Raw genomic sequence first — 23011 nt, 5'->3', positions numbered from 1 at the left:
GCTGTTGCTCAGGGTGCCGCGGTGACATGGGTGTCGCCGCTGGTCTTCTCCAGCGACGTGCCTCGCAGCAGCCGCACTCCATGACGGTCGTGGAGCCGGGAGCGGGCGTCACCGACGGTTTCACCGACGGCACGAACCAGCGGAGTGGCTGCCGCCTCCACGATCGTTACCTTGGCGCCGAGCTGACGCACCGAGGAGGCGACCTCCGCGCCGATCAAGCCGGCTCCGACGATGACCACGTTCCGCGCGTGGCGCAGCGCGTCACGCACCCGGGTCGCGTCCTGGAGGGTTCGCAGGGTCTCCACTCCGGCGAGTGGGGGCGTCCCGGCCAGTGGCCGGAGGTCGGCGCCGGTGGCGACGATCAGCTTGTCGTAGGTGACGGGCGCGCCGTCGACTTGGACGGTCCGGGATGCGAGGTCGAGGCCGGTGGCTTCCGCCCCTAGGTGCAGTTCGGCGTCCAGGGCGGCGAGTTCTGTCTCGTCGGTGTAGAAGACCGGTTCCGCGTCCGGCTTGGTGAGGAATGACTTCGACAGGGGCGGGCGGTCGTAGGGGAGCGTCGGTTCTCGTCCGATCAGGACGATCCGGCCGCAGTAGCCGTCCCGCCTGACTATCTGGACGGCTCGCAGCCCCGCGAGACACGCCCTACCACCACGAGCCCGTCGCCTGCGGATGAGTTCATAGACATGGCTCAGTCCTCGACGATCGAGAGTGCGAGAGCGGGGCAGGAGCGGACGGCTTCCTCGACCTGTGCGCGGTCCGAGTCGTCCGTCCGCTCGTGCAGGAGGACGAGTCACCGCGGCGGCCCGACCGATCTGACCGTGAGGGCTGTCTCCAGGAGCGCTGCTCCGGCACCGGCCAGGACGAGCAGGAAGGTCCCCAACCCTTCACCGAACAACCGTCGCCCTTCGTGGGTGAGATCGGTGAAGTCACGGGCCCATACCGGCTCACGTTCCAACACAGCCGCGATCCGCGCCCCGTGACGGGCGCGGACGATCGCCTCGACGTCATCGTGCACGTCACGGCTTCCCGTCGATACACCACCGCTGAGCTGCTCGTCGCCCGTCACGACGCGTCCTCGCCTCGGCGCCGGGTCTATACGGCGATCGCGGGCAGGTCAACGAGGCGACACGGAATCTCAGCGTCCTCGCTGAGGTGGTAGCTGGCGCACACCCGGTGATAGCCATCAGCGATCTGCAGAGCACGGTCCAGGCCCAGCTCGCCGCGAACGAGCAGGATCGGTGACAGCGGCTTGCCCTTGGCGACCTTTTTCAGCTCCCTCGCGACCTCGGGATCATCTGCAGGAAGCAGCTGCAGCCTGGCCGCGCGCAAGATGTCCTTGGCGCGCTGCTGCACCGTGGGCGCCTGCGACAGCAGCGCGGTGAGAACCTCCACGAGTGCCGGAGCGGCCGTCAGCCGCAGAAACGACGCGGCCGCAGGATAATCGTGCTCTGCCGGAGCATCAGCCCACTTCATGGTCACCGTCTTCGCCATAGACGTCGTCCCTCCTACACGTCGGCGATCGGTATTCGATCCCAGTATGTCCCATCCACCCCCTTACGCACCCGGAAACCCGCGACCATCATTGCGAAGACAAATCGCTGAATGTGCAACCCTGAATCTTGTCGGCAGCCGTGGTGAATTCCGGTCCGCTGAAACTCCTTTTCTGCAGCGCAGTCGGCCGTCGTATATCGGGTGGCCCGCAGCGGAGCGCCTACCGCGTGCATATGCTGCAGCGCCTGGACACATAGGAGTCGAGAAGCAGGGGCATTGCGTGATTGGGATTGGTCCGGTTCGCCGGTCTCGTGAGTGACATGGCGTCGTATCCGTTGTGCGGCATGAGCCTGGAGAGCAGAGCAGAGCAGAGCAGGCACGGCGCTGGTGATCATGTGGTTGTCGAGACCCATGAGAACCGAGCGAGACCGTGCCTGCCCGAACATCATCGCCCATCCCTTCCACACCGGGGAAACCGGGCTCCCCGACGCACTCGCGACCACGCCCACCACCGCGACGAGATCCGCCGGCTCAAGGTCGCCGCGTTCAGCCACCTCGACTACCCCGGTGCCCGCCAGGCGATCCAAGTCGTACGGTGGCGACGCGACTTGAGCACCGGGAGGCTGACCATCGAGCGTGTCTACCTGATCACCAGCCTGAGCGTCTTCGACGCCACCTGCACCGAACTCGCCACCTGGATCAGAGGCCACTGGGGCATCGAGAACCTCCTGCACCACGTCCGGGACCGCACGTTCCGCGAGGACGACTCCAAGGTCCGCACCGGCACCCTGCCCCGCGCCATGGCCTCCCTGCGCAACCTCGCCATCAGCCTCTTCCGCCAGGATGGCCAGACCAACATCGCCGCCGCCCGCCGCCACACCGGCCGCGACCACCACCGGCCACTACGAGCCCTCGGTCTCGCGTGACGAACCCAGACAGATCTCAATCATGCAATGACCCTGGGTGGGACGGAGACCGATCGCTCCCACTGGCCCCATCGCCGGGCGGTCTCGGTTTCGGCTATGAGCGGCGCCTGCTCGTCAAGGCGTGCACCGCTGTGGCGACGGCTAGCGCCGCGAACGTCAGACTTGCCGTGCTGAGTACCGCCCAGGCGATCGGTCGCGAGGCGGGTACATGGGCGCTGTGTACCCAGCGGATGACGAAATTGGTGGTCGCGGCGACGGGGAAGGAGTAGATCCAGAAACCGGTGCCGAACGACTGCTGCCGCAGGTGGGGCAGCAGGAAGACGATGATGAGGATGGTGAAGGCGACCAGGCCGGCGAACCCGTGTCCGACGGCATCGACCGGGACGGGGTATGCGGCCATCCAGGCCAGACCGCCCACGGTCGGCGGGATGCCGAATACGGCGAGAGTCGGTCGGGCTGGAACCGGTGGGGTGTTCGCCACCAGGCTGCTGAGTATGACCGTCCCGAAGGCGAGCCAGTACAGCAGTCCGACCGCGAAGGCGCCGTCCGCGACCTGAGGGAGCCCCAGCGTGGTTGCGGCGATGCTGGCGATGAAGGGTCCCGACGACACCGGCAGCACATAGACCGGGTGGAGCGGGGAGGAGCTGAGCGTCCCGGTGAGCCAGTGGGCCAGCAATCTGGCGGCGACCACCGCGGTGACCACGGCGAACACCGCGTACGCCCAGCGTGCGGCGTCCATTCCGAACCGGGAGAAGTGCGTGGTGAAGAGCATGCCAATGATGGGGACATAAGCGAGTGCGAAGCCCTGCCCCGGATGTCGCAGATCGCTTATGAGGGTCGACCAGCGCGCTCCGCCGTGGCGTACATACTCGGCCAGAAGCACCAGCCATACCAGCCCGCTGATCACGAAGCGCCCGTCGCTGACCCCGAGGGGAGCGGACATGGCCACCGCTGCGGTCTGCCACGCGCCGCCGAGACCGGCGGTGCCGAGCGAGACGGAGAGCAGTCCGATGCGCTTGGACCGCCGCCCTCGTCGGGTCGCTCTCACCGGGGGCGACCGCTTCGTCAGGCGAGGAGGTGGTCGGGTATGTGTCCACCGGCGCGGTCCCGCTGGCCAGTGACTTCATGGGAGAGCCTCGTCCTCTTGTTCAGGGGTGGGAAGCTGCGGTCGCCTTCGACGCGGCCTTGGTTGATGTGTGTGTGCAGCAGGTTGAGGGTGCCGGTGTGATCGAGGGTCCTGACCTCTTCGAGGAGGTGACTGACGGGCGTGCCGGGCTCCTCGTTGCGGCGTCGGCATAGGTGGTCGCGGTAGAGGGCGACGAGGGCGGGACGGTACTTGGGCACCGGAGCATCCGCTCGGGCTGTTCGGCGCGGGCGCAGTGCTTGATGGATTCCAGGGCCGGCTGCAGACGGCGGGCGCACTCGAGCATTTTTGATCTACTGCCCGCTGAGAGCGCTGATCAGGACCGTGCAGTAGTGGTGACGCTGGACGGTAGGTATCCCGCGTTGTCGGCGGTCATGCGGGGGGACAGGTAGATGGCTTTCGGTTCCGTGTATTCCAGGAGGGCTTCGAGGCCCGGCTCGCGGCCCATCCCGCTGTCCTTGACGCCGCCATAAGGAGCGTTGACGTCGATCTGATAGCCGTTGATCCCGATGGTTCCGGTTTCGATCTGCCGTGCGACGCCGAGTGCGCGGTCGTGGTCGCTGCTCCACACCGGCCGCCGACTCCGTAGACGGATTGGTTGGCCAGCCGGATGGCGTCGGCGTCATCCTCGTAGCGCACGATCGCCGGCACGGGACCGAAGATCTCTTCCTGAGCGATCGTGGTGCTGTTGTCCACGTCGGCGAAGATGGCCGGCGCGACGAAATGGCCGCCCTCAAGACCGTCGAGTCCGGTGGGCCGCTTTTTACCGGTGGTCAGGCGGGCTCCGTCGCTGATGCCCTTGGCGATGTAGGACTCGACTCGCTCCTGCTGCCGGGCGCTGGCTATGGGGCCGATCTGGGTCGCGGCGTCGAGGGAGTCGCCGATGCGGGCCGATTCCGCGAGTGCGGTGTAGAAGTCGACGACTTCGTCGTACCTGCTGGACGGGGCGAGGATGCGGGTACCGGCGAAGCAAGTCTGTCCGCTGTTGAGCAGACTCGCTCCGAAGATGGCCGCCTGGTTCGACTCGAGGTCTGCGTCATCGAGGATGACGGCGGCAGACTCTCCGCCCAGTTCGAGGGTGACGCGGCGCAGCAGCTTCCCGGCGTTGGTGGCAATGTCCTGGCCGACCGGGGTGGATCCGGTGAACGAGATCTGGTCGACTCCCGGGTGGGTGACCAGGTGGGAGCCGATTTCGCGGCCGGCCGGCACGATGTTGAGGATGCCTTGGGGAAGACTGGCCTCGATGACAGCTTCGGCGAGGACCCCGGCGTCCAGGACCGCGTCCGACGAGGGCTTCATGACCACGGTGCAGCCGGCCGAGAGTGCGGGCGCGAGCTTGAAGAACGCCAGGACCTCAGGGACGTTCCACGGTGTGATCGCGGCGACCACGCCGAGTGGCCTGCGAGTGACGAGCGTTTCGCCGCGCAGGTCGTCGGACGGCGTCTGCATGATCATCGACGCGTAGAACCGCAGGAGCTTCTCGGGCACGGAGCCCTCGAACGACTTCGCGGTGTTGATCGGCATGCCCACCTGGGCGGAGACGAGTTCGGCCGTGCGGTCCGAACGCGCCGCGAGAGCGTCGGCCAGTCGCAGTATCGCCGCCGCCCGGTCCTTTGGCGCCCAGTGTGCCCAACCGCTCGGGTCGTCGAACGCGCGCCTGGCCGCTGCCACGGCCGCGTCGATGTCCCGCGTCGACGCGGCCGGGACACTGTCGATCGGTCGGCCGGTGTTGGGCCGAAGTCACCTCGATGCGGTCCGTGGTTGCCGGGGCCTGCCACGCGCCGTCGATGAGAAATTTGTCGTACTCAGCGTCAGCGACCGACCTCGAGCACCATCCGAAAGCGCGCGTCGCCGGACATCATCCGTGCATACGCCTCTCCGGCCTGCTCCAAGGGAACGGTCTCGACCATCGGGCGGATGCCGTGGGCGTGGGCGAAGCCGACGTTGTCCTCGTTGTCGCGAGGTGTGCCGGTCAACGAGCCGACTATCGATCGGGCACCGAAGATGAGCGGCATGGTGCCCACCTCGATCGGGTCCTGCGCCACGCCCACGACGACCAGCTGCCCGCGGACGGCAAGCCCCCCGACCAGCGGCGACATCGAGGCGCCACTGCTGGCGGTGGCGAGAACGACCCTGGCACCACCCAGTTCCTGCAGTGCCTGCCCCGGGTCGCCCTCGGCGGAATCGATGTAGTGATGCGCCCCGAGCCGAAGCGCGAGCTCCTTCTTGCTCCGACCACGCGCGATCGCCGCCACCTGGAACCCCAAGGCGCGCGCGTATTGGATCCCGAGGTGTCCCAGGCCGCCGATGCCCTGGACGGCGACGAGGTCACCCGTGCGCGCGGCCGAGGTCATCAGCGCGTGATGCACCGTCAGGCCCGCACACATCAGCGGGGCCAGCTCGGCCGCCGGTATGTCGTCCGGCACCGCGACGAGACCCGACGTCCGGGCCGTGAGGTACTCGGCGTACCCACCCTGCTGACTGTCTCCCAGCACCGGTTGGTCGGTGCAGTACACGAAGTCCCCGCGACGGCACATCGCGCACTCGCCGCAGTGCCCGCCAAGGTAGCCCACACCGACCCGCTGCCCGACACGCCAACCAGAAACACCGTCACCGACCGCGTCGATCCTGCCGATGACCTCGTGCCCGGGCACCACGGGTTCACTGGACGGCCGACTGCCGGTCATGTTCATGATCCCGGCCACGTCGCTGTGGCAGACCCCGCACGCCTCGACCGCGATCCGGACCTGTCCTGCCCCCGGCGGCTCGAACTTTCGCTCGACAAGGGTGAAATCACCGCCAGCGGTCGCCTCGACGGCGCGATAGCCGCTCATGACATCCTCCTGTCCTCGTCCGGGCCTTGTCGGCTAGACGTCCATCGCTTCACGAGACCGTGATGTCGGTGAGATCGATGGAGATGATCACCGGTTCGGCAACCTTCTGGTTGTGCTCGTCGGTGAGGTGCACCGAGCGCCTGGTCGGGAAGACGAGCCCGCCGAACGTCCGGTGCTCCCACGTGTAGTGAGCCGAGTCGCGGTCGGCGGCACCGAACACGTCGGGCCGGTAGTCGTGGCGCCGGATGAGGCCCTCGGTGTCGATGTAATAGGTCTGCACCCGGCTGTGGGTGGCGATGCGGTCGGGGAAGGTCACCTGCAGGCGCCGCCAGGTCTCGCCGTTCTCCTCCCAAGGCTCGATCTCCGTGGCGGTGAAGCCCGGCTCGGCGAAGACGAAGGGCTCCGTCAGATAGGTCCACATGGCATACCCGGCGAAATACGCCGCGTGCAGACGATCCCACGGCGTCTCGAGCGTGTGCCCGGCGAAGGACTCCCGCGGCTGGATACGCTCCTCCGTAACCTGGCCGTCGAGGGACTCGATCGCGACCCGGTCGGGGGTGTACGCCGCGCGCAGCTCGGGCCCCGCAAAGGGCGCGAGGGTGGCCGATTGCCGGTGCAGGTCGACGGAGATGGTGTACCGGTCAAGCACCCCGGGCTGGCCCTTGAGGCCCCACAGTGCGCCGCCAGCCTGCACCTCGGCCGTGATTCGAGTAGCGGAGCGCCAGCGGTCGAGGCCGCCGTGGGCGGCGATGACGGTGTCGAGAAGGTCAGACACGAGGGGGTCCTCCAAGTTCCAGCCAGTCCAATATGACCGGTCGTATTAAATGCTAAAAGTGGATCGGCCCAAACGCAAGAGAACGCCCTCATCGAGACCCGGTGGGCTGCGACGACCGGGTCTGTCGCCCCTGCTGAGCTTCCGGTTCACGACGGAGCCCCACATCGGTCGTCCGGCTGGCCTCGCACGCGCCCGCCCCCGGGTTTCGCGGCGCGATTGGCGGGCTGAACCCGCACCGGCGATGGGCGTAGTGCCGGCCCGGGGCGTGCGTGTGGGGATTTGCACCGGTGCCCATGGCACGAGCTGAACGAGCCCGATGCCACCGCTTTACAGACCGCCTTCAAGTGATCGTCGCAACATTGCGATCTTGTTGATGGGCAGGCCAGCAGGGTGGATGAAGGCGTTGATGGGCAGGGCGTCCATCAGACGGTTGCCTAGAGGATCGCCACCCGCCCCCTACAAGTGCGGGGGTCAACGAAGACCAGATCACCGACGTGCAGCTCCAGAAAGCGCATGCGATTGCAGCCGGCCCTACGTTGATCGGCCGTCCGCAGTGCCTGTTGCCGACAAACGGGGTCGAGTAACCATGGTGTGTGGTCGAGCAACCATAGTGTGTGGAGGACAGCAGAGTTACTGTTAATGCAGGTAGAAGGCATTTTGTGCTGGCCGTGGTCGCTGCCCCGGCCCAAGAGCGCGTGCCAGGGCCCTCAGACAGGAGGTTTCGCCTGTGCGAAACGGGCTTGCGCACCAGACCGAGCGGGCGGAGCCGGCGTCGTTCGGCGCTGCGGCAACCTGGGATGTTGGTCGGTGGGCGGCTGAAACGGGGACGCTCGCGTTGGCCGTCCGGCACGTGACGGCGTTTCTTGGGGGCTTGGGGGGCTTGGTGTACCGATGGGACCCGGGTTCTGCCCGCCTATATCTCATGACGGTGGAAGGGCTTGCCCCAGGCACAACCGAGGCATGGGCGGAACTGCACGATGACCAGGATGTGGTGCCCGCCCGGGCCCTACGGAGCGGGCGCTTCACCTGGGTGGGTGACGACAGTCTCGGAATTGGGGCGAGCGGCGCGGCGGCGGTGCCCATACTCGGTGCCGAGGGGCCGATGGGTGTGCTGTGCGTGCTCACCGCGGCGTCTGGCGAGCCGGATGAACTGCAGCGCTCGATTCTGGGCTCGGTGGCCGCTTGGACCGCCGCGCACTTGGAGGGTGTGCGCGACACGCCACCAGGCATCGATGAGATGGCCAGCGCGGAGCGGACCGTCCGCATGGGTGAGCTGACCGCGGCGCTAGCCGAGGCGCTCACCTCGCACGACGTCGTTGAGGCTGTCGCGGATTACGTGATGCCTCCCTTCGGCGCTGACGGTCTGATCGTTTATTCGCTCGAAGGCGGCCGAGTGTACGTGGCCGGGTCTACCGGATACCCGCAGGAGTACCTCGATATGGTGCTGCACGGGTTGCCGCTCACCGAACATGCCCCGGTCCCTGACGTGCTACGCGCCGGTACCCCCTTGTTCGTCGAAACGCGTGCGGAGTGCCGCCGGCTTTGGCCGGCGTGGCGTGGGTCGCGTCTGTCCCCGATGGAGGCATGGGTGTTCCTTCCGCTGATCGCCTCTGGGCGCTCCATCGGTGTATGCGTGGTTGCCTTCCGCCGACCGAGGTCATTCCGTGATAAGCAGGAACGTGCCTTGCTGACGGCGCTGAGCGGTCTGATCGGCCAGTCACTGGAACGCGCTCGTCTGTACGATGTGGAACACGCCCGCGCGCAGGAACTGCAGCGCGGTTTGCTGCCTCGGGAACTGCCCAGCCTCCCTGCGGTATGTGCCGCAGCCCGCTACCTGCCTGCACGCAGGGGTGAGGAGGTCGGCGGAGACTGGTACGACGTGATCCCCTTGTCTGCGGACCGGGTCGCCCTGGTAATCGGCGATGTCATGGGGCACGGGATCACGGAAGCGGCCACCATGGGCCGACTCCGTACTGCGGTCCGTACACTCGCCGACCTGGACATGCCGGCCGACGAGCTGCTGGGACATCTCAACGACCTAGTCAGTGACCTGGGCGAGGACTTCTACGCCACCTGTTTGTATGCCATCTTCGACCCGGTCACCCGGACATGCTCGTTCTCCCTGGCCGGTCACCCCCCGCCACTGGTCGTCCGACCCGATGGGGAGGTCCACACCGCCCAAACGGTCCCAGACCCGCCTCTGGGTGCTGCAGCTCCGCCGTTCACATTGCATGAACTCTGCTTGCCGGAAGAAAGCTTGCTGGTTTTGTACACCGACGGCTTGGTCGAATCCGCTTCTAGCGACTTCGGCCAGGGAGTGGCCCAGTTGCGGCAGACATTGGCCAGCGTGGCGGCCCAGTTTCCCTACGCCAGGCCCGGAGACGTACGCGATGAGCCCCGGCGGTTGGAGGCTCTGTGCGACGCGGTCATCTCGGCGCTGGTCCCCGACCATGAGCGGACGACCGACGACGCAGCTCTTTTGATCGCCCACACGCGAGGCACCTGTGCCGATCACATTGCCGTCTGCAACCTGCCCGACAGTCCCCAGGCGGCCGGACAGGCTCGTGCATATGTCCGTGAGCAGCTGGACGGATGGGGTCTTGATGACCTCGTCATGACCACCGAGCTACTGGTGAGCGAGCTGGTCGGCAATGTGATACGGCATGCGAAGGGCCCCATTCGTCTGCGCCTGATGTACAGCCGCTCCCTTATCTGCGAGGTCTACGACGGAAGCCTGACCACCCCTTGTATCCGCAAGGCCACGTACACCGACGAAGGTGGCCGCGGCCTGCAACTGATCTCGGCTGTCTCCTTGCGCTGGGGCGCCCGCTACCTTCACGATGGCAAATGCATTTGGGCGGAGCAGGACATTCCGTCCTGGGCGGCGTGATCCACAATCGGTCATGACGCAACAGCGAGGCGGCCAGGACCTGACTCCCGCACGTTCCTGGCCCAGGTACGGAGTATCTTTCCGATCATCCGATCGCTGGACTGGTCGTGAGGGAGGGGGAGATACCTGACGCCGAGTGGGCAGTGATCGAGCCGCTACTGCCGCCGATGGGCCGCGCTTGGGGCAGGTGGCGCGATCACCGCCAGGTCCTTGAGAGCATCGTGTTCAAGTTCCGCACAAGTGTGCCCTGGAGGAGGGCTTGACCCTTGACCTTGGACACGACTCATGCGGCTGTGGCCGGCGTAGTTGATGGTGTGTCGAGTGCCGTCACGCCTCCCGTACCGTCAACAGCCCGCGCGACCAGCCTGATGCCGCCGTACCTGATCGACCGTGTCTCCCTCTCCCAGCAGCAGGCGACGCTGACGCTCATCGAGATGCGGCAGGGTCGTCTCGAACTTCGCTGCCAGCACTGCCTGTTTCCGGCGCGGTTTCGCTCGGCGAAGGTTTCATCAAGAGCACCGACCTCTGGACAGGGCTTCAGGCGACGAAGGAGTCGAAGACGTTGAGGAAGTCGTCCAGAGGGGCCCGGCTTCGGGTCACCTTGGCCCGCAGTACCGCGCCTTCCCACGCGTTGACGAGGAACTGCCCCAGCTGGCCAGGGGTGAGGGAGGCCGTGAGCGCGCCCGCCGCACGGGCTTCCTCGAGGACCTGTGTGACAGCGGAGGTCCAGAGATTCAGACGGGAGTCGACGTTGCCGCGCATGGTGTCGCTCTGGTTCGCCAGCTCCGCCCCGAAGTTCCCGAACATGCACCCACGCCCGTAGGAGAAGCGCTCCAGATCCGCGGCGAGGTAATCAAAATGGGCGCGCAGCCGTGACACGGGCGGCAAGTTCTCGTCCCCCAGCATCTCCAACCTGCGGGAGGCGGCGTAGCGGTCCATGACCTCGCTGGCAAGGGCTTCCTTGTTCTCGAAGTGGTTGTACACCGACCCCTTGGGAACACCGGCCGTGCGGGCGATGTCCTGGATCCCTGTGCCGTTGAAGCCGCGCTCGTGGAAACACTCCATGGCGGCCTCGACCAACTGCTCACGAACGCTGGGCCTGGGCATTCGAACTCCCTTTCTCTCACGTTGAAGAATATGAACGGTCGTCTTGCGCGTCAAGTCGGACGCCCTGAGATCGGTGGCAGCGGATCGTCCGTTCCGACGGCCGGCGGGCGCGATTCCACCAGGCACGCTTGCAGGCCCGCGGCCGTCACAGGACCTCCTTTGTCGCCATGATGTCCGCCTGGCCAAGAGGTTGTCGGACCCGCCCATAATCGACTCCCCTCCTCCGGAGCGGCACCGCGCCGAATTACCCGCATCGCTGGCCCGGACGTCGGCCCGCGTCCACCGGCGCGCATCCAGTTCCCGGCCCCGCCGACGCTGATCAGTGCCCGCATCGTCGCTGCGGCCAACGAGGCGGCCGGTACCGGCGCCGTGCGCAGCGTCCGGGTCCTGGCCGTCGGTGCCGCGCCCGCGCCCAGGACCGACCGGCCCGCCTCGCAAGCCCCAGCCGCGCCGGACGTCTCAGGGGCGTCAGTGAAGAAGCGCGCGATGGCGGCGCCCAGCTTCCAGTTGTCCGGGAGCGGCGTCCTGGCCGGCGCTACCCTGCCGAACCGGCTGATCTTGACCGCGCCGATCTCCCTGATCCCGCCGTCTGGATCGACACAGAGCAACTGGAAGGTCGTCTTGAAGCTGTAGTCATCCCAGTGGTCCCGAACCAGGAAGGCCCTGCCCCGGCACGGGAGAGATGGGCCGCTGTTTGACGTGTCCGGCCGCGGGCCGAGGTGTCTTCCGGAGGAACCGTGCAGTTCACTGTCCTGCCTGTCCGTGGAAACGCTCGCCGCGGTCACCGCGACGGCTAGAACCGGCGGGAAGTCCGCGGGCAAGTTGGCTCACTTCACTCCGTTGTCGACGACGTAGCGGACCGCGTGGCGGTGATCGGGGTGCTGTCGCGTGGACGCCCGTCGCGGTTCCAGATGTTGTAGCGGGAGGTTCCGCACTTGACGATGCGGGCGGACAGTCGCATCCGGCGCCTGGGAAGCAGTGCGTGCAGGACGCGGGCGCCGATGTGTCCCGCCAGGTCGGAGCGGCTGCTCGGCCCTGAGGCCGCGGTTGTTCCGAGCAGGCTGACCACCGTGTCGCGGGCGGCTTCCAGAGCGATGGTGAAGTCGGCTCGGTCGGGATCGCAGCCGGGCTCCCCTCGAAGAGTGGGGCATGGACGAGGAAACACGCCCTGGACAAGCGCGCCAAGGCCGAGGGAACCTTTCGCGCCGAAATGATCGGCCGTCTGGTGACCGCCAACCTGTGACCAACAACAACTGAGGAGGAGAACGTGGCGTGCTTTCCGAATACGCCTGAAGACATCGCTGCTGCCATTACCTGGTACGTCGCGAAAGTCACTCCTCAGCTGCTCCGCCGGTTCGATGCGCAGCGCAGCGGGACAGCGGTGAGGAGCAGGCGGTGATGAGGTCGCCGACACCGGCAAGTCCGCTGAGGTGGTGGCAGAGCGGCGTACGGATTGTTCAGCCGCGCTGTTTCCGGACGGTGGCTTCGAGCCGGCTGCCGAAGTCGGCGGGCGTGGCCGGCGGCGTGGGGAAGTAGGGCAGCACGTCCTCGGCGAGCTCGTGCAGCACCTCGTCGATGGGCCGGTCGTTGGGGCGCAGGTTGAAGGAGACGTGAGCGACGCCGAGGCCGGCCATCATTTCCAGGTGGTCGACCAGGGCCTTGCGGCCGGTGCTGAGGCCCAGCCGGATGGGGCGGGCCGGGGCGTCGGCGTCGTCCTGGAGGGCCAGCACCATGGGGGTGAGGTACGGCTTGCCGCCGTCCTCGGTGCGCTGCCGCCACTCACGGATCTTCAACCGCAATGCGCCCAGTTCACGGGGGTAGTTGAGGGAGGCGTCGGCATGCTCGGCGATCCACTCGGGCGTCTGCTGCGCGCCTCCGGCGACGGCGATCGGGATCCCCGTCGTATGGACCGGCCTGGGGAGGACCTCCAACTGCCGGTCCGCGCCGAGGCCGACCCGGGGCAGTTCCAGCGGGCCGCCGCGCCAGGCGGCGCGCAGCGCCTCGACACCTTCGCGGAACGCTGTGCCGCGGGTCTGGAAGTCGCGTTCGAACAGCGGGTATTCCACAGGGCGGTCGCCGCTGGCGAGGCCCAGCAGCATGCGGCCGCCCGACAGAACGTCGACGGTGGCCGCCGCCTTGGCGACCAGCAGGGGCTCGCGCAGGGGCAGGACGACAGCGCCCGTGCCGAGTACGACGTTGTCCGTGATCGCGGCGAGGTGACCAAGGTGTGTGAAGGTCTCGAAGACGCTTCCGGCGTCGCCGAACTGGGCGGGGTCGTAGAGCGGGACGTCGCGCAGCCACAGGGCTGCGAAGCCGAGGCGGTCGGCGAGTTGCGCGAGTCGGGTGTGCCCGGTCAGGTCGGGGACGCCGAAGGGGTGGCCGGCCGCGCGGTCGGTGCGCCGGCGCGCCGGACCCCAGTCGTTGTCGAGGGGCAGTTCCAGGCCGAGGGTGAGCCTCCCGTCGGCGGGGGCCAGGCGGGCGAGCGCGGGATGGGGGGATGCCATGGCGGGTCCTTCCGGGAGCGGACACGGGGCTCCGTTCCGGGCGGTCTGCCCGGAACGGAGCGGGAGGGGGCTGCAGGCTCAGTTGAGCTCGTCGGGGTGGGGGCCGGTGCGCAGGTCGCGGTCGAGCGCGGCCACGGCCTGCATCTCATCGGCCGTGAGCTCGAAGCCGAAGACGTCGAAGTTCTCGCGGATACGGGCCGGGGTGACCGACTTGGGTATGACGATGTTGCCCAGCTGGAGGTGCCAGCGGATGACGACCTGGGCGGGGGACTTGCCGTACTTGGCGGCGAGTTCACCGATGACCGGGTGGTCGAGCACCGCACCCTGGGCGAGCGGGCTCCACGCCTCGGTGGCGATCTTGCGCTCGGCGTGGAGCGTGCGCAGCTCGGCCTGCTGGAGGCCGGGGTGCAGCTCGATCTGGTTGACGACCGGGGTCAGCGTCGCGCCGTCCAGCAGCCTCAGCAGGTGGCCGGGCTGGAAGTTGGAGACACCGGCGGCGCGGATGCGGCCCTCCTCGGCGAGGCGCTCAAGGGCCCGCCAGGAGTCGCGGTACAGGTCGCGGGCCGGGGCCGGCCAGTGGATCAGGTAGAGGTCGACGTAGTCGAGGCCGAGCTTGGCGAGACTGGCGTCGAAGGCGCGGAGGGTGGAGTCGTAGCCCTGGTCGGCGTTCCACAGCTTGGTGGTGATGAACAGGTCCTCGCGGGGCAGCCCGGACGCGGCGAGGGCGCGGCCGACGCCGGTTTCGTTGCCGTAGATCGCGGCGGTGTCGATGCTGCGGTAGCCGGTCTGAAGTGCGGCCGTGACCGCGGCGGTGGTCTCGTCGTCGGGGACCTGGAAGACGCCGAAGCCGAGCTGGGGGATCTCGACGCCGTTGTTGAACGTGACGGTGGGGACAGAAGTGGGTGCCATGGTGCTGGTGCTCCTTCAGGCGGTAGGGGCGGAGAGGGTGTAACGGACGGTCTGGGCGCTGATGAGGCCGTCCCGGAAGACGAAGGTGTCGACGCCGTCGGTGACCTGGTGGGTGGCGCTGGTGGCGGTCCACTGGAGGAACAGGACGTTCCCTGCGAACTGCGGGGTCAGCTGCCAGTCGGCGTCGGGCAGGTCGGCCAGCAGGCGGCCGATGCCCTCCTGCACGCCCTGACGCCCGGTCAGGACACCTTCGGGGGTGAGGAAGACGGCGTCCTCCGTGTAGTTCTGGCTGATCAGGTCGAGGTCGCCGGTACCCAGGCGGGTGCCGTGGTTGGCGAAGACCTCCTGCGGCGTGCGCGTCATCAGGTGAGTTCCTTCAGTGCGGCGGAAGCGAACGAGTGGTCCTGCGTGGGGGCGCCGCCACCGACACCGATCGCGCCGATCAGGCGGCCGTCGCGGTGGACGGGGATGCCGCCGGCGATGAAAAGCAGCGGCCGGTCGAGCGCGGTGGGCAGGGAGTGGAAGGGCCCGTCGGGCTTGACGAGGTCGACCAGGTCGGCCGTCGGGGCGTTCAACTGCAGGGCGGTGAAGGCCTTGCGGGTGCTGGTCTCGCCGGAGATCAGCACCGCCTGGTCATCGCGGCGGAAGGCGAGCAGATGGCCGCCGGCGTCGAGGACGGTGATGCTGACCGGGACTCCGGCCGCCTGGGCGGCGCGGTGGGCGGCCGCGATCAGGATCTCGGCGTCCGCGGTGCTGAGTGGGGTGACAGCGATGGTGCTCATGGTGCTTTCCCTGAGGTGAGATGAAGGGGAGGGGAGTCAGTGGTGAACGGGGGCGCGGGCGGCGGCGCCGACGGGCTCCGGCGTGGGGGTACGGCGCTCCAGGGCGGCCGACCAGAAGGCCAGGACGAATGCGGCGGCGGCAAGGACGGCGCCGACCCAGTTCGGGGAGGTGTAGCCGAAGCCGGCGGCGATGACGATGCCGCCGAGCCAGGCGGACAGAGCGTTGCCGAGGTTGAACGCGCCGATGTTGACGGCCGAGGCCAGGGTGGGTGCTCCGTGGGCCTGGTCCAGCACGCGCTTCTGCAGCGGCGGCACAGTGGCGAATCCGAGCGCTCCGACCAGGAGGACGGTGATCGCGGCGAGGATCTTGCTGTGCGCGGTGAAGGTGAACAGCGCGAGCACGACGGCGAGGCCGCCGAGGGTGACGTACAGCATGGGCATCAGCGCACGGTCGGCATAGCGCCCGCCGAGCAGGTTGCCGAGGAACATGCCGACGCCGAACAGCACCAGCAGCCAGGTGACCGCGCCGTCGGAGTAGCCGGCGACACGGGTCATCATCGGCGCGATGTAGGTGATCGCGGCGAACACACCACCGAAGCCGAGCACCGTCATCGCCATTGCGAGCAGCACCTGCGGGTTGCGGAACGCGGTCAGCTCCCGGCGCAGGTGCGCGCCCTCGGGCCGCGGCGTGGCGGGCACGAGCTTGGCGACACCGAGCAGCCCGACCACGCCGAGCGCGGCGACGACGACGAAGGTGGTGCGCCAGCCCGTGGCCTGCCCGATGTAGGTGCCCAGCGGCACACCGACGATGTTGGCGATGGTCAGTCCCGTGAACATGGTGGCGATGGCGCCGGCCTTCTTGTCCAGAGCGACCAGATCGGCGGCGACGACGGAGCCGATGCCGAAGAACGAGCCGTGGGCGAGGGAGGCGACGACGCGGCCGGTCAGCATCAGCCCGAAGTTCGGGGCGAGGGCGGAGACCACGTTGCCGAGCACGAACAGGGCCATGAGCAGCATGAGCATCCGCTTGCGGCTGACCTTGGTGCCGAGCACGGTCAGCAGTGGTGCGCCGATGACGACGCCGAGGGCGTAGCCGGTGACCAGTAGGCCCGCGGTGGGGATGGAGACACCGTAGTCGGCGGCGATCTCGGGCAGCAGCCCCATGATCACGAACTCGGTGGTGCCGATGCCGAAGGCCCCGACAGCCAGAGCGAGGAGTGCGAGGGGCATGGGCTCAGCCCTTCTGTGATTACTTGAACGAGCGCCTTGCATGCCTTCAAAATAGTTGCAGACGCCTATAAGTGCAAGCGCGGGCAATGTGTGGGCGCAGGGGTGTGTCGATGAGCGCGCAGGGTGGCTTGTGTGTCGCAAACCTGCCCGCGCCCAGGCAGGACGCAGTGGGGGGCGGAGAGCTGTGCGATGCCGCCCGACGCCGACACCGCGGGTGCGGCTGCCGATGGGCTCTGAGCGGCATCGACCGGCTCGTGTCAGTGGCTCCGCCGTCGTGCGGACCCGCCGTTACGTGTGGGGTGTGAAAAGGGGGTGCGGGGGTGGGGGGCGTCGGTGTCCGCGGTCGGTCTCGAGGCCGACCGAGGGCCGTGGCCAACCCGCCTGCGACGGATGCGGCCGCCCTGGGCGGTGCTGCCCCGCCTGAGCCGCCCCTGCGGCGATCGCGTGCGCGTGCCGCGCGACGAAGGGCCTGCCCTGCACGGTGGGCGCCCGGCGGCGGCGGTCCGGTGACCCGGAACCCGCTCGCCGCTCCATCGCTCAAGGGCGCGCCAAGGCTGAACCGGTGGGTTTCCTCCCCGCCCGGTAGAGGTGTCAGTACGAGCCGCGTGACACGCTCATTGCCCGACCGGCGGCTACAGGGTCCCCGCGCACTGCTGGAATCGGTCGCGCGGGAAGGCGATCGGGTCGCTCGGGTCTACGGGCGTCGCGACGGAGCGTCCACCGCTTCCACCGCCGCGACCAGCGAGGACAGTTCGGGGTTCTTGGCGGCCTCGTCGAGGGCTTCCCGGAGGGCGGCGTCGTTGGTCGGCCGGGCTTCCTCCAGGAGCTTCAGGCCGGCCTCGGAGACGTTGGTGTAGATGCCGCGGCGGTCGGTCGGGCACAGGTATCGGGACAGCAGGTTGCGGTCTTCCAGGCGCGTGACCAGGCGGGTTGTGGCGCTCTGGCTGAGCACGACCGCGTCGGCGACCTGCTTCATCTGCAGATGGCCGCCTTCGCCGTCGTGCTGGCGGCTCAGCACGTCGAGCAGCGAGTATTCCCGGACACTCAGGCCGTGCTTGGACTGCAGTGCGCGCTCGATGTGCGCCTCGATCCTGCCGTGCAGGAGGGAGAGGGCGCCCCATCCGCTGGCGAGGGCGGTGAGTGCTGGGTCTGTGGCGGTCATGGGGTCCAGGTCTCCTTCCGGGTGTGGCTGGAATGCAGGATAAGCCATGGAGTGAAATATTGGCTACAGCCCATATAGAGCTAATGCAACTATCTGTCCGCCCGGGTTCCCTCACCGACGGCGGCACGCCCCGGCTGCCGTCGGTGAGGGAATCTGACGCCGTGCGAGGCGCGGCACCCCGGCGCGCATCTGCCGGCGGGCGAGGTCGGGTGTCGTCCGCCGGTTGGTCATGCGCGGTGATCAGGCCGACGGCTGCCACGGGCATGCCGGTCTCCTTGCGGACCCGCTCGAAGCGGGTCCGGCCTTCGAAGGAGCCACAGGCATGGCACTGGGCGGGGCGAGAACACCGTGGTCGGCGAAGGCTCAGGGAAGGATGGAGTCGACATAGCCGCCGTCGACGCGCAGGGCGCCGCCGGTGGTGGCGGAGGCGTAGGGCGAGGCGAGGTAGACGACCATGTTGCATACGCCTCAGCGATTCCCACGATCGCCACGTCGCCGAGGCATGGAGCCTCCTGGGCCAGGGGGCTCCATGCCTCGGCGGCGATACCGTGCTTGGTGTGCAAGGCGTACCGGGTACACCGCAGCCCGGGTACGCGGGCGTGTACCCGGGCTGCGCGGTGAGGTCCCGCGGCGGGCGGGGCCGGGTGTCAGGCCGCGAGGGTCTTGTGGAGGGCGTCGAGGCCGTCGCGGTAGATGCCGGTGAAGAGGTTGACGACTTCGTCCTCGCCGGCGTTGTCGGGGTTGAAGCGTCCGGACCACTGGACCTCGGCGATGTCGTCCCGGCCGGGAATCGTGTGGACCCGGATGGTGGAGACGTAGCCGTTGACGGGGAAGGGGGCCTGGAGGATGGCGTAGCTGTAGTGCCGTTCGGTCTCGTTGAAGTCCACGAGGCGCTCGATGATGACTTCGCCCTCGGGGTTCTTCAGCCGGCGGACCCGGCCGCCTTCGCGTGCGGTGCTCTCGGGGATGTAGGGGAGCCAGTCGGGCAGGGCGTCGAAGCCGCCGATGAGGCTCCAGACCTTGTCGGGGGAGGCGGGCACTATGCGGCTGACGGAGGTGGAGGCCATGATCTTTCTCCTGGATCCTGGTGCTGGGGCGAGGGTTTCGGGGAGGGGCGGGTCAGGCGCCGTTGGGCAGCGGGGCGGCCGGGCTGACCAGGCCGGCGGCGCGCAGGTCGGTCCAGAACGCGGCCGGGACGGTCTCGTTCAGGGCGGCGACGTCCTCGGCGATCCGGCTGGGGCGGGTGGCGCCGGGGACGACCGCGGCGGCAACCGGGTGGGCGAGCGAGAACTGGAGGGCGGCGGCCTTGATGGAGACGCCGTGCTTGGCGGCCAGGGCCTTCAGGCGGGAAACCTTCTCGACGATCTCCGGCGGGGCCTGCTGGTACTCGAAGTGGGCGCCGCCGGCGAGGACGCCGGAGCTGTAGGGGCCGCCGACGACCATGTCGACGTTCTGCTCCTGGGCCATCGGCAGCAGCCGCTGGAGGGCGTGCCCGTGGTCGAGGAGGGTGTAGCGGCCGGCGAGGAGGAATCCGTCGGGCTGCGGCTCGTCGAGGGCGAGGGTCAGTTCGATGGGTTCGGTGCGGTTGACACCCAGACCCCAGGCATTGATGACACCCTGGTCGCGCAGCCGGGACAGGACGCGGAAGGCTCCGGTGCGGGCCTCTTCGAACTTGTTCAGCCACAGGTCGCCGTGGAAGTCCTGGGCGATGTCGTGGACCCAGACGATGTCGAGCCGGTCGGTGCCGAGCCGCTGGAGGCTGTCCTCGATGGAGCGCTCGGTGGCCTCGGCGGTCCACACGTGGAGCATCTTGTTGGGGTTGCCGTGCTCGAACAGGCCGCCCTTCTCGCCGAGGTCGCGGGTGCCCTCCTCCAGCTCGTCGAGGATGACGCGGCCGACCTTGGTGGATAGGACGTAGGCGTCGCGGGGCTTGGTGGACAGAACCTCGCCGAGGCGGGACTCCGAGAGGCCGGCACCGTAGAACGGGGCGGTGTCGTAGTAGCGGATGCCCTGGTCCCAGGCGGCCTCGACGGTGGCGGCGGCCTCCTCGTCGGGGATCGCGCGGAACATGTTGCCGAGCGGGGCGGTGCCGAAGCCGAGCCGGCCGGGAAGGATTTCCTTGAGCGACACGATGGTTCCTTTTCGATCCATGTCTCCGCATCGGGGGCATCCCTGAAGCGGGGGTGAGGCATGGCGGACGGATGTCTTTGTGGGTTGGCGACTCTGCCAGCGGAGCCGTGGCAGTGGATGCACGGCGGCGGCTTGTCAGGGCCGGGCGTACGGCACTGATAGATGCAGAAGCGCCTTATGGGCAAGAACAATAATTGCAGACGCTAGATAATGCAAATGGCTCCGCACCGGGGGCCGGGCGATCCGGGCTCGGGCTCCGGGCCCACGAGGCACGGGTCTTTTCCACCTTCAACCTCACCGAGACCTGCGGGGGCTCGCAAGCCGAAGGCGTCCGCACGGCGACCGCCCGCCTGCGCCGACGATGGCCACACCGCCGCTCGCCCAGGAGGAAGGCGCCATGGCGGTCGAGAGGGTCGGTCTTGTCGTCCACTAAGGACGTTCCGAGGCCGTGGAGGCATCACGTTCGGTACAGGCATGGTGCGACGACCACCACGTCCAGTGCACCGAGATCGACGTGTGGAACGCGGGGGAACAGTGGCGCAGCGCCCGCGAGGAGATGGTCGCACCGGGGCCGGGACCTTGTCGTCGCCCTGGGCGGTGACGGGACGTTCCTGCGCGGGGCACGCCTGGCGGCGCACCACTGCTTCTTGCTGCTGGGCATCGACTTTGGTCACGTCGGGTTCTTCACCGAGGTGCCCGCACACGACGTGCTCCAGGCCCTGGACGCCGTCCGGGAATCCCGGGTCATTGTCGAGGAGCGCATGCTGCTCACTATGCGCTTCCAGGCCGCTCTTGCTTCCCGAGGAACTCGGTCCGCTGCTGCGGTACGGCCGCAGGCCGTCCCTGCCCCCGCCGCAAGTGCGTCCCGTAGCGAGGCCGGGGGGTGCCCTTATGGGTGAGCTGTACTGAGATTTGTGGAGTCCCTGATGCCAGGGTTACGGTCCTGGCGAAGGAGACCCACCAGCACCATGGCAGCACCCCGTAAATACCCCGACGAGCTCCGCGAGCGCGCGATCCGTGAGGTCCGCGCCACCGGCCGCCCCATCGCGCACGTCGCGAAGGACCTGGGCATCCACAAGGAGGCCCTGCGCGGCTGGGTCCGCCAGGCCGGGGCCGACCGCGGCGAGCGTGACGACCGGCTGACCACCGCCGAGCAGGACGAGCTCAACAACTCTGCAAAGAGGTAGCGGAGTTGAGGCGGGCGAACGAGATCCTCAAAGCCGCCCCGGTGTTTTTTGCCCAGGAGATCGACCATCCCCGGACGAGGCCGAGCAGGTGATAGATCACCTGCGTGACAAGGGCCTCGGGGTCGATCTCCCCCAGAGGGGGCACCCCCAGTCTGCCGGGTTCTTGAGCCGTCGCCGTCGACGTACTTCGCCCGCAAGACGCGGCCGAAGTCGGCCCGCCGGCTCCGCGACGAGCGGCTCATGCTGCTGATCGAGCAGGTCTACGCGGACTCGGGCGGCACCTATGGCGCCCGCCGGATCACCCGTGCCCTGCGGTGGGACGACCAGCTGGTCGTCCCACAACACACCCCTCTGATCAGGCATGTTGCTACGACTCGTTGAACCCGGGCAATACGTATCAATTCGGTATACCGAGCGGCTGTCCGGCATCGGGGCTTCGGCCTCCGTCGGCTCTGTCGCCGACTCGTACGACAACGCGATGGCCGAGGCCCTGAACGGCACCTTCAAGGCCGAGCTGATCGAGATGCAGGGCCCCTGGAAGGACGTCGACCAGGTCGAGCGGGCGATCTTCCAGTGGGTTACGTGGTGCAACGAAGAGCGCCTCCACTCCGCGCTTGACTACGCCCCGCCCGCCGAGTACGAGGAAGCCTTCTGGCGAAGCCAGGAGCAAACCATGCAGTCCGCCTGAAACAAGATCACCGGACTCTACGAAACCCGGGGCAGCTCACAGGAAGGATGAGACGCCGGACGTCCCGATCCTGTGGGGGTATTGAGTGGAGACCTTCTTCGGCCGTGGGGGCGGTTTTGGCCCGCGGGCCGCCGTGATCTGCACTGGCACATCCTGCCGACACCGACGAGTACGGGGACACCTTCGCTGTCTACGGCATCTGATCAACCACTACGAAGCCGGACACAACGGAACAACGCCGGAGTCGTGCTCGACCAGTCCCGCCACTTTAGAGACGACGATGCCCGATTGAACCTTTCAGCCCGATGATCCGTCTTCCTGTGGAGCGGAGTGCACAGTTCCGCTGCGAGGAAGGATGTTCCATGACCACGCCAACCACAGATCTCCATAGTCAGAACGAGGACGGGGACGACGAACAGCTGAGACGAGCCGCTGCCACCCTCCGACGCTGGGAGAGGAAGTACGATCAGGAGCAAGGGGTGTCTCCCGGGGCAAACAAGGAGGAAGTGGTGTCTCCCGGGGCAAGCAAGATGCCAAGTGGGACTGTCCGGAAAGTCAGCCCGACGATTCTTCCCAACACCGTCATATCCCGTATCACGGCGGCTCTGTTTGACTCAGCCATCACTCAAGGGCACGAGGGGGATCTGAAGAATCACGAAGTTACGATCTCGGCCGGAAGGCCGCAGACCCCAACCAAGCCGTCCGCGAAAATCCAATCGGCTGTCAGGAGTTTCGCCACCGAGCTGACGCAGACCGTCATGAGACGCTGGCGGCAGAATAGTCCCGAACCGGCCATATCTCGCCAGGCGAGCAACACGTCGATCAGCGACGGCCAGGAGGTCGCCCCTCAGAAGCAAGAGCGCACCGGCGCCCAGGAGTTCGACCAGAAGGTAGGCGGTGATTCTAGCACCGCCGAGTCCGGCACCACGACTCCGGTAACCGGAGGCATCACGGTTACGACAACATTTATGATCTCCGAGTCGTCGCGGGAGAATCCAATCGCGCCTTATGCAGCGCTGTCACCGGTAGAAGAAAACGACAGGCCGCGCCTGCGGAGGGATGGAGCTAACGGCTCGGCTCCTGGCACTCCCTCGAAGTATTCACCCCCGCGCAGTTCGCCAGGGCGGGGCATCAGGTAGGAACCGTCAACGGCCTCACGGCTGCAGCATAGTTCCGGTTTGATGCAGTAAGCCCGGTTTATTGCGTGGCGAGCGCGGCCCCTGACGATCTTCCAGTTCTCTATGCCGAAGGA

The 23011-nt window shown here is 67.8% G+C and carries 24 protein-coding genes and 4 pseudogenes; 8 read left to right on the top strand and 20 right to left on the bottom strand.

Annotated features, from left to right (window positions below; translation table 11 throughout):
- Window positions 1-8: 8 nt before the first annotated feature.
- The 3 genes from ACFY2B_RS35075 to ACFY2B_RS35065 are packed head-to-tail and all read right to left on the bottom strand — an operon-like array spanning window position 9 to window position 1491.
- Window positions 9-794 (bottom strand): NAD(P)/FAD-dependent oxidoreductase, encoded by a 786-nt coding sequence (locus tag ACFY2B_RS35075; RefSeq protein ID WP_390767103.1) that lies wholly within the window; start codon window positions 792-794, stop codon window positions 9-11.
- Window positions 791-1066 carry a hypothetical protein gene (locus ACFY2B_RS35070; RefSeq protein WP_390767102.1) on the bottom strand — a complete coding sequence of 92 codons (276 nt, stop codon included), beginning with the start codon at window positions 1064-1066 and terminating at the stop codon, window positions 791-793. Before ACFY2B_RS35070 ends, ACFY2B_RS35075 begins: the two co-directional genes overlap by 4 nt.
- A 26-nt stretch (window positions 1067-1092) precedes the next feature.
- The gene (locus tag ACFY2B_RS35065) at window positions 1093-1491 is read right to left on the bottom strand and encodes a hypothetical protein (protein WP_390767101.1); all 399 of its coding nucleotides are present in this window, start codon (window positions 1489-1491) and stop codon (window positions 1093-1095) included.
- Window positions 1492-1811: 320 nt separating this feature from the next.
- Between ACFY2B_RS35065 and ACFY2B_RS35060 the strand changes: the two genes are divergently transcribed.
- Window positions 1812-2417, top strand: coding sequence for an ISAs1 family transposase (locus ACFY2B_RS35060; RefSeq protein WP_390767100.1), 606 nt, complete (start codon window positions 1812-1814; stop codon window positions 2415-2417).
- Window positions 2418-2511: 94 nt separating this feature from the next.
- Here ACFY2B_RS35060 and ACFY2B_RS35055 read toward each other — a convergent pair whose 3' ends face one another.
- The 6 genes and pseudogenes from ACFY2B_RS35055 to ACFY2B_RS35030 all read right to left on the bottom strand — a co-directional run bounded on the left by ACFY2B_RS35055 (window position 2512) and on the right by ACFY2B_RS35030 (window position 7170).
- A complete protein-coding gene (locus ACFY2B_RS35055) occupies window positions 2512-3465 on the bottom strand; it encodes a hypothetical protein (protein ID WP_390767099.1) in 954 nt (317 codons plus the stop codon).
- Window positions 3466-3578: 113 nt separating this feature from the next.
- Window positions 3579-3856: pseudogene (locus tag ACFY2B_RS35050) on the bottom strand (ISL3 family transposase); the annotation flags it as partial.
- A gap of 21 nt (window positions 3857-3877) precedes the next feature.
- Window positions 3878-4132, bottom strand: coding sequence for an aldehyde dehydrogenase family protein (locus tag ACFY2B_RS35045; protein ID WP_390767098.1), 255 nt, complete (start codon window positions 4130-4132; stop codon window positions 3878-3880).
- 62 nt (window positions 4133-4194) lie between these two features.
- Window positions 4195-5244, bottom strand: a pseudogene (locus ACFY2B_RS35040) (aldehyde dehydrogenase family protein); the annotation flags it as partial.
- A 128-nt stretch (window positions 5245-5372) separates the two neighbouring features.
- Window positions 5373-6395 (bottom strand): alcohol dehydrogenase catalytic domain-containing protein, encoded by a 1023-nt coding sequence (locus ACFY2B_RS35035; protein WP_390767097.1) that lies wholly within the window; start codon window positions 6393-6395, stop codon window positions 5373-5375.
- Between the two features lie 49 nt (window positions 6396-6444).
- A complete protein-coding gene (locus ACFY2B_RS35030) occupies window positions 6445-7170 on the bottom strand; it encodes a hypothetical protein (protein ID WP_390767096.1) in 726 nt (241 codons plus the stop codon).
- 922 nt (window positions 7171-8092) lie between these two features.
- Between ACFY2B_RS35030 and ACFY2B_RS35025 the strand changes: the two genes are divergently transcribed.
- Both ACFY2B_RS35025 and ACFY2B_RS35020 read left to right on the top strand, forming a co-directional pair.
- Complete coding sequence (locus tag ACFY2B_RS35025) at window positions 8093-10060, top strand: SpoIIE family protein phosphatase (protein WP_390767095.1); 1968 nt, start codon at window positions 8093-8095, stop codon at window positions 10058-10060.
- Between the two features lie 107 nt (window positions 10061-10167).
- Window positions 10168-10323 (top strand): transposase, encoded by a 156-nt coding sequence (locus ACFY2B_RS35020; RefSeq protein ID WP_390767094.1) that lies wholly within the window; start codon window positions 10168-10170, stop codon window positions 10321-10323.
- Window positions 10324-10597: 274 nt separating this feature from the next.
- Here the strand turns inward: ACFY2B_RS35020 and ACFY2B_RS35015 are convergent, their stop codons facing one another.
- Window positions 10598-11167 carry a TetR family transcriptional regulator C-terminal domain-containing protein gene (locus ACFY2B_RS35015; protein ID WP_390767093.1) on the bottom strand — a complete coding sequence of 190 codons (570 nt, stop codon included), beginning with the start codon at window positions 11165-11167 and terminating at the stop codon, window positions 10598-10600.
- Between the two features lie 471 nt (window positions 11168-11638).
- On the opposite strand from ACFY2B_RS35015, the gene ACFY2B_RS35010 reads away from it, so the two are divergent.
- Window positions 11639-11800 carry a hypothetical protein gene (locus tag ACFY2B_RS35010; RefSeq protein ID WP_390767092.1) on the top strand — a complete coding sequence of 54 codons (162 nt, stop codon included), beginning with the start codon at window positions 11639-11641 and terminating at the stop codon, window positions 11798-11800.
- 199 nt (window positions 11801-11999) lie between these two features.
- Here the strand turns inward: ACFY2B_RS35010 and ACFY2B_RS35005 are convergent, their stop codons facing one another.
- The 10 genes and pseudogenes from ACFY2B_RS35005 to ACFY2B_RS34960 form a co-directional block, all read right to left on the bottom strand.
- On the bottom strand, window positions 12000-12332 hold the full coding sequence (locus ACFY2B_RS35005) for a hypothetical protein (RefSeq protein WP_390767091.1): 333 nt from the start codon (window positions 12330-12332) through the stop codon (window positions 12000-12002).
- 292 nt (window positions 12333-12624) lie between these two features.
- Window positions 12625-13671: a TIGR03571 family LLM class oxidoreductase gene (locus ACFY2B_RS35000; protein ID WP_390767090.1), complete on the bottom strand. Its 1047-nt coding sequence runs from the start codon at window positions 13669-13671 to the stop codon at window positions 12625-12627.
- A gap of 78 nt (window positions 13672-13749) precedes the next feature.
- Window positions 13750-14580: an aldo/keto reductase gene (locus ACFY2B_RS34995; protein ID WP_390767089.1), complete on the bottom strand. Its 831-nt coding sequence runs from the start codon at window positions 14578-14580 to the stop codon at window positions 13750-13752.
- Window positions 14581-14595: 15 nt separating this feature from the next.
- The gene (locus tag ACFY2B_RS34990) at window positions 14596-14943 is read right to left on the bottom strand and encodes a nuclear transport factor 2 family protein (RefSeq protein WP_390767088.1); all 348 of its coding nucleotides are present in this window, start codon (window positions 14941-14943) and stop codon (window positions 14596-14598) included.
- Window positions 14943-15362 carry a heme-binding protein gene (locus ACFY2B_RS34985; RefSeq protein ID WP_390767087.1) on the bottom strand — a complete coding sequence of 140 codons (420 nt, stop codon included), beginning with the start codon at window positions 15360-15362 and terminating at the stop codon, window positions 14943-14945. The genes ACFY2B_RS34990 and ACFY2B_RS34985 overlap by 1 nt, the downstream gene beginning before the upstream one ends.
- 36 nt (window positions 15363-15398) lie before the next feature.
- Window positions 15399-16592 carry an MFS transporter gene (locus ACFY2B_RS34980; protein WP_390767086.1) on the bottom strand — a complete coding sequence of 398 codons (1194 nt, stop codon included), beginning with the start codon at window positions 16590-16592 and terminating at the stop codon, window positions 15399-15401.
- 694 nt (window positions 16593-17286) lie between these two features.
- Window positions 17287-17754, bottom strand: coding sequence for a MarR family transcriptional regulator (locus ACFY2B_RS34975; protein WP_358862811.1), 468 nt, complete (start codon window positions 17752-17754; stop codon window positions 17287-17289).
- Between the two features lie 363 nt (window positions 17755-18117).
- Window positions 18118-18219: pseudogene (locus ACFY2B_RS34970) on the bottom strand (oxidoreductase); the annotation flags it as partial.
- A 182-nt stretch (window positions 18220-18401) separates the two neighbouring features.
- Window positions 18402-18821: an SRPBCC family protein gene (locus ACFY2B_RS34965; RefSeq protein WP_390767085.1), complete on the bottom strand. Its 420-nt coding sequence runs from the start codon at window positions 18819-18821 to the stop codon at window positions 18402-18404.
- Window positions 18822-18873: 52 nt separating this feature from the next.
- Complete coding sequence (locus ACFY2B_RS34960; protein WP_390767084.1) at window positions 18874-19884, bottom strand: aldo/keto reductase; 1011 nt, start codon at window positions 19882-19884, stop codon at window positions 18874-18876.
- A 194-nt stretch (window positions 19885-20078) separates the two neighbouring features.
- Between ACFY2B_RS34960 and ACFY2B_RS34955 the strand changes: the two genes are divergently transcribed.
- From ACFY2B_RS34955 to ACFY2B_RS34940, 4 genes and pseudogenes are all read left to right on the top strand, one after another.
- Window positions 20079-20783 carry an NAD(+)/NADH kinase gene (locus ACFY2B_RS34955; protein ID WP_390767083.1) on the top strand — a complete coding sequence of 235 codons (705 nt, stop codon included), beginning with the start codon at window positions 20079-20081 and terminating at the stop codon, window positions 20781-20783.
- A 69-nt stretch (window positions 20784-20852) separates the two neighbouring features.
- Complete coding sequence (locus tag ACFY2B_RS34950) at window positions 20853-21071, top strand: transposase (protein ID WP_390767082.1); 219 nt, start codon at window positions 20853-20855, stop codon at window positions 21069-21071.
- Window positions 21072-21308: 237 nt separating this feature from the next.
- A pseudogene (locus ACFY2B_RS34945) lies at window positions 21309-21452 on the top strand (IS3 family transposase); the annotation flags it as partial.
- Window positions 21453-21549: 97 nt separating this feature from the next.
- Window positions 21550-21759, top strand: a complete 210-nt coding sequence (locus tag ACFY2B_RS34940) for an integrase core domain-containing protein (protein WP_390767081.1) — start codon at window positions 21550-21552, stop codon at window positions 21757-21759.
- Window positions 21760-23011: the final 1252 nt, after the last annotated feature.

This window comes from Streptomyces sp. NPDC001270 (genome assembly GCF_042896695.1).
GTDB lineage: Bacteria > Actinomycetota > Actinomycetes > Streptomycetales > Streptomycetaceae > Streptomyces.
The sequence above is the reverse complement of the archived record's forward strand: the minus strand, read 5'-3'. Positions and strand labels throughout refer to the sequence as shown.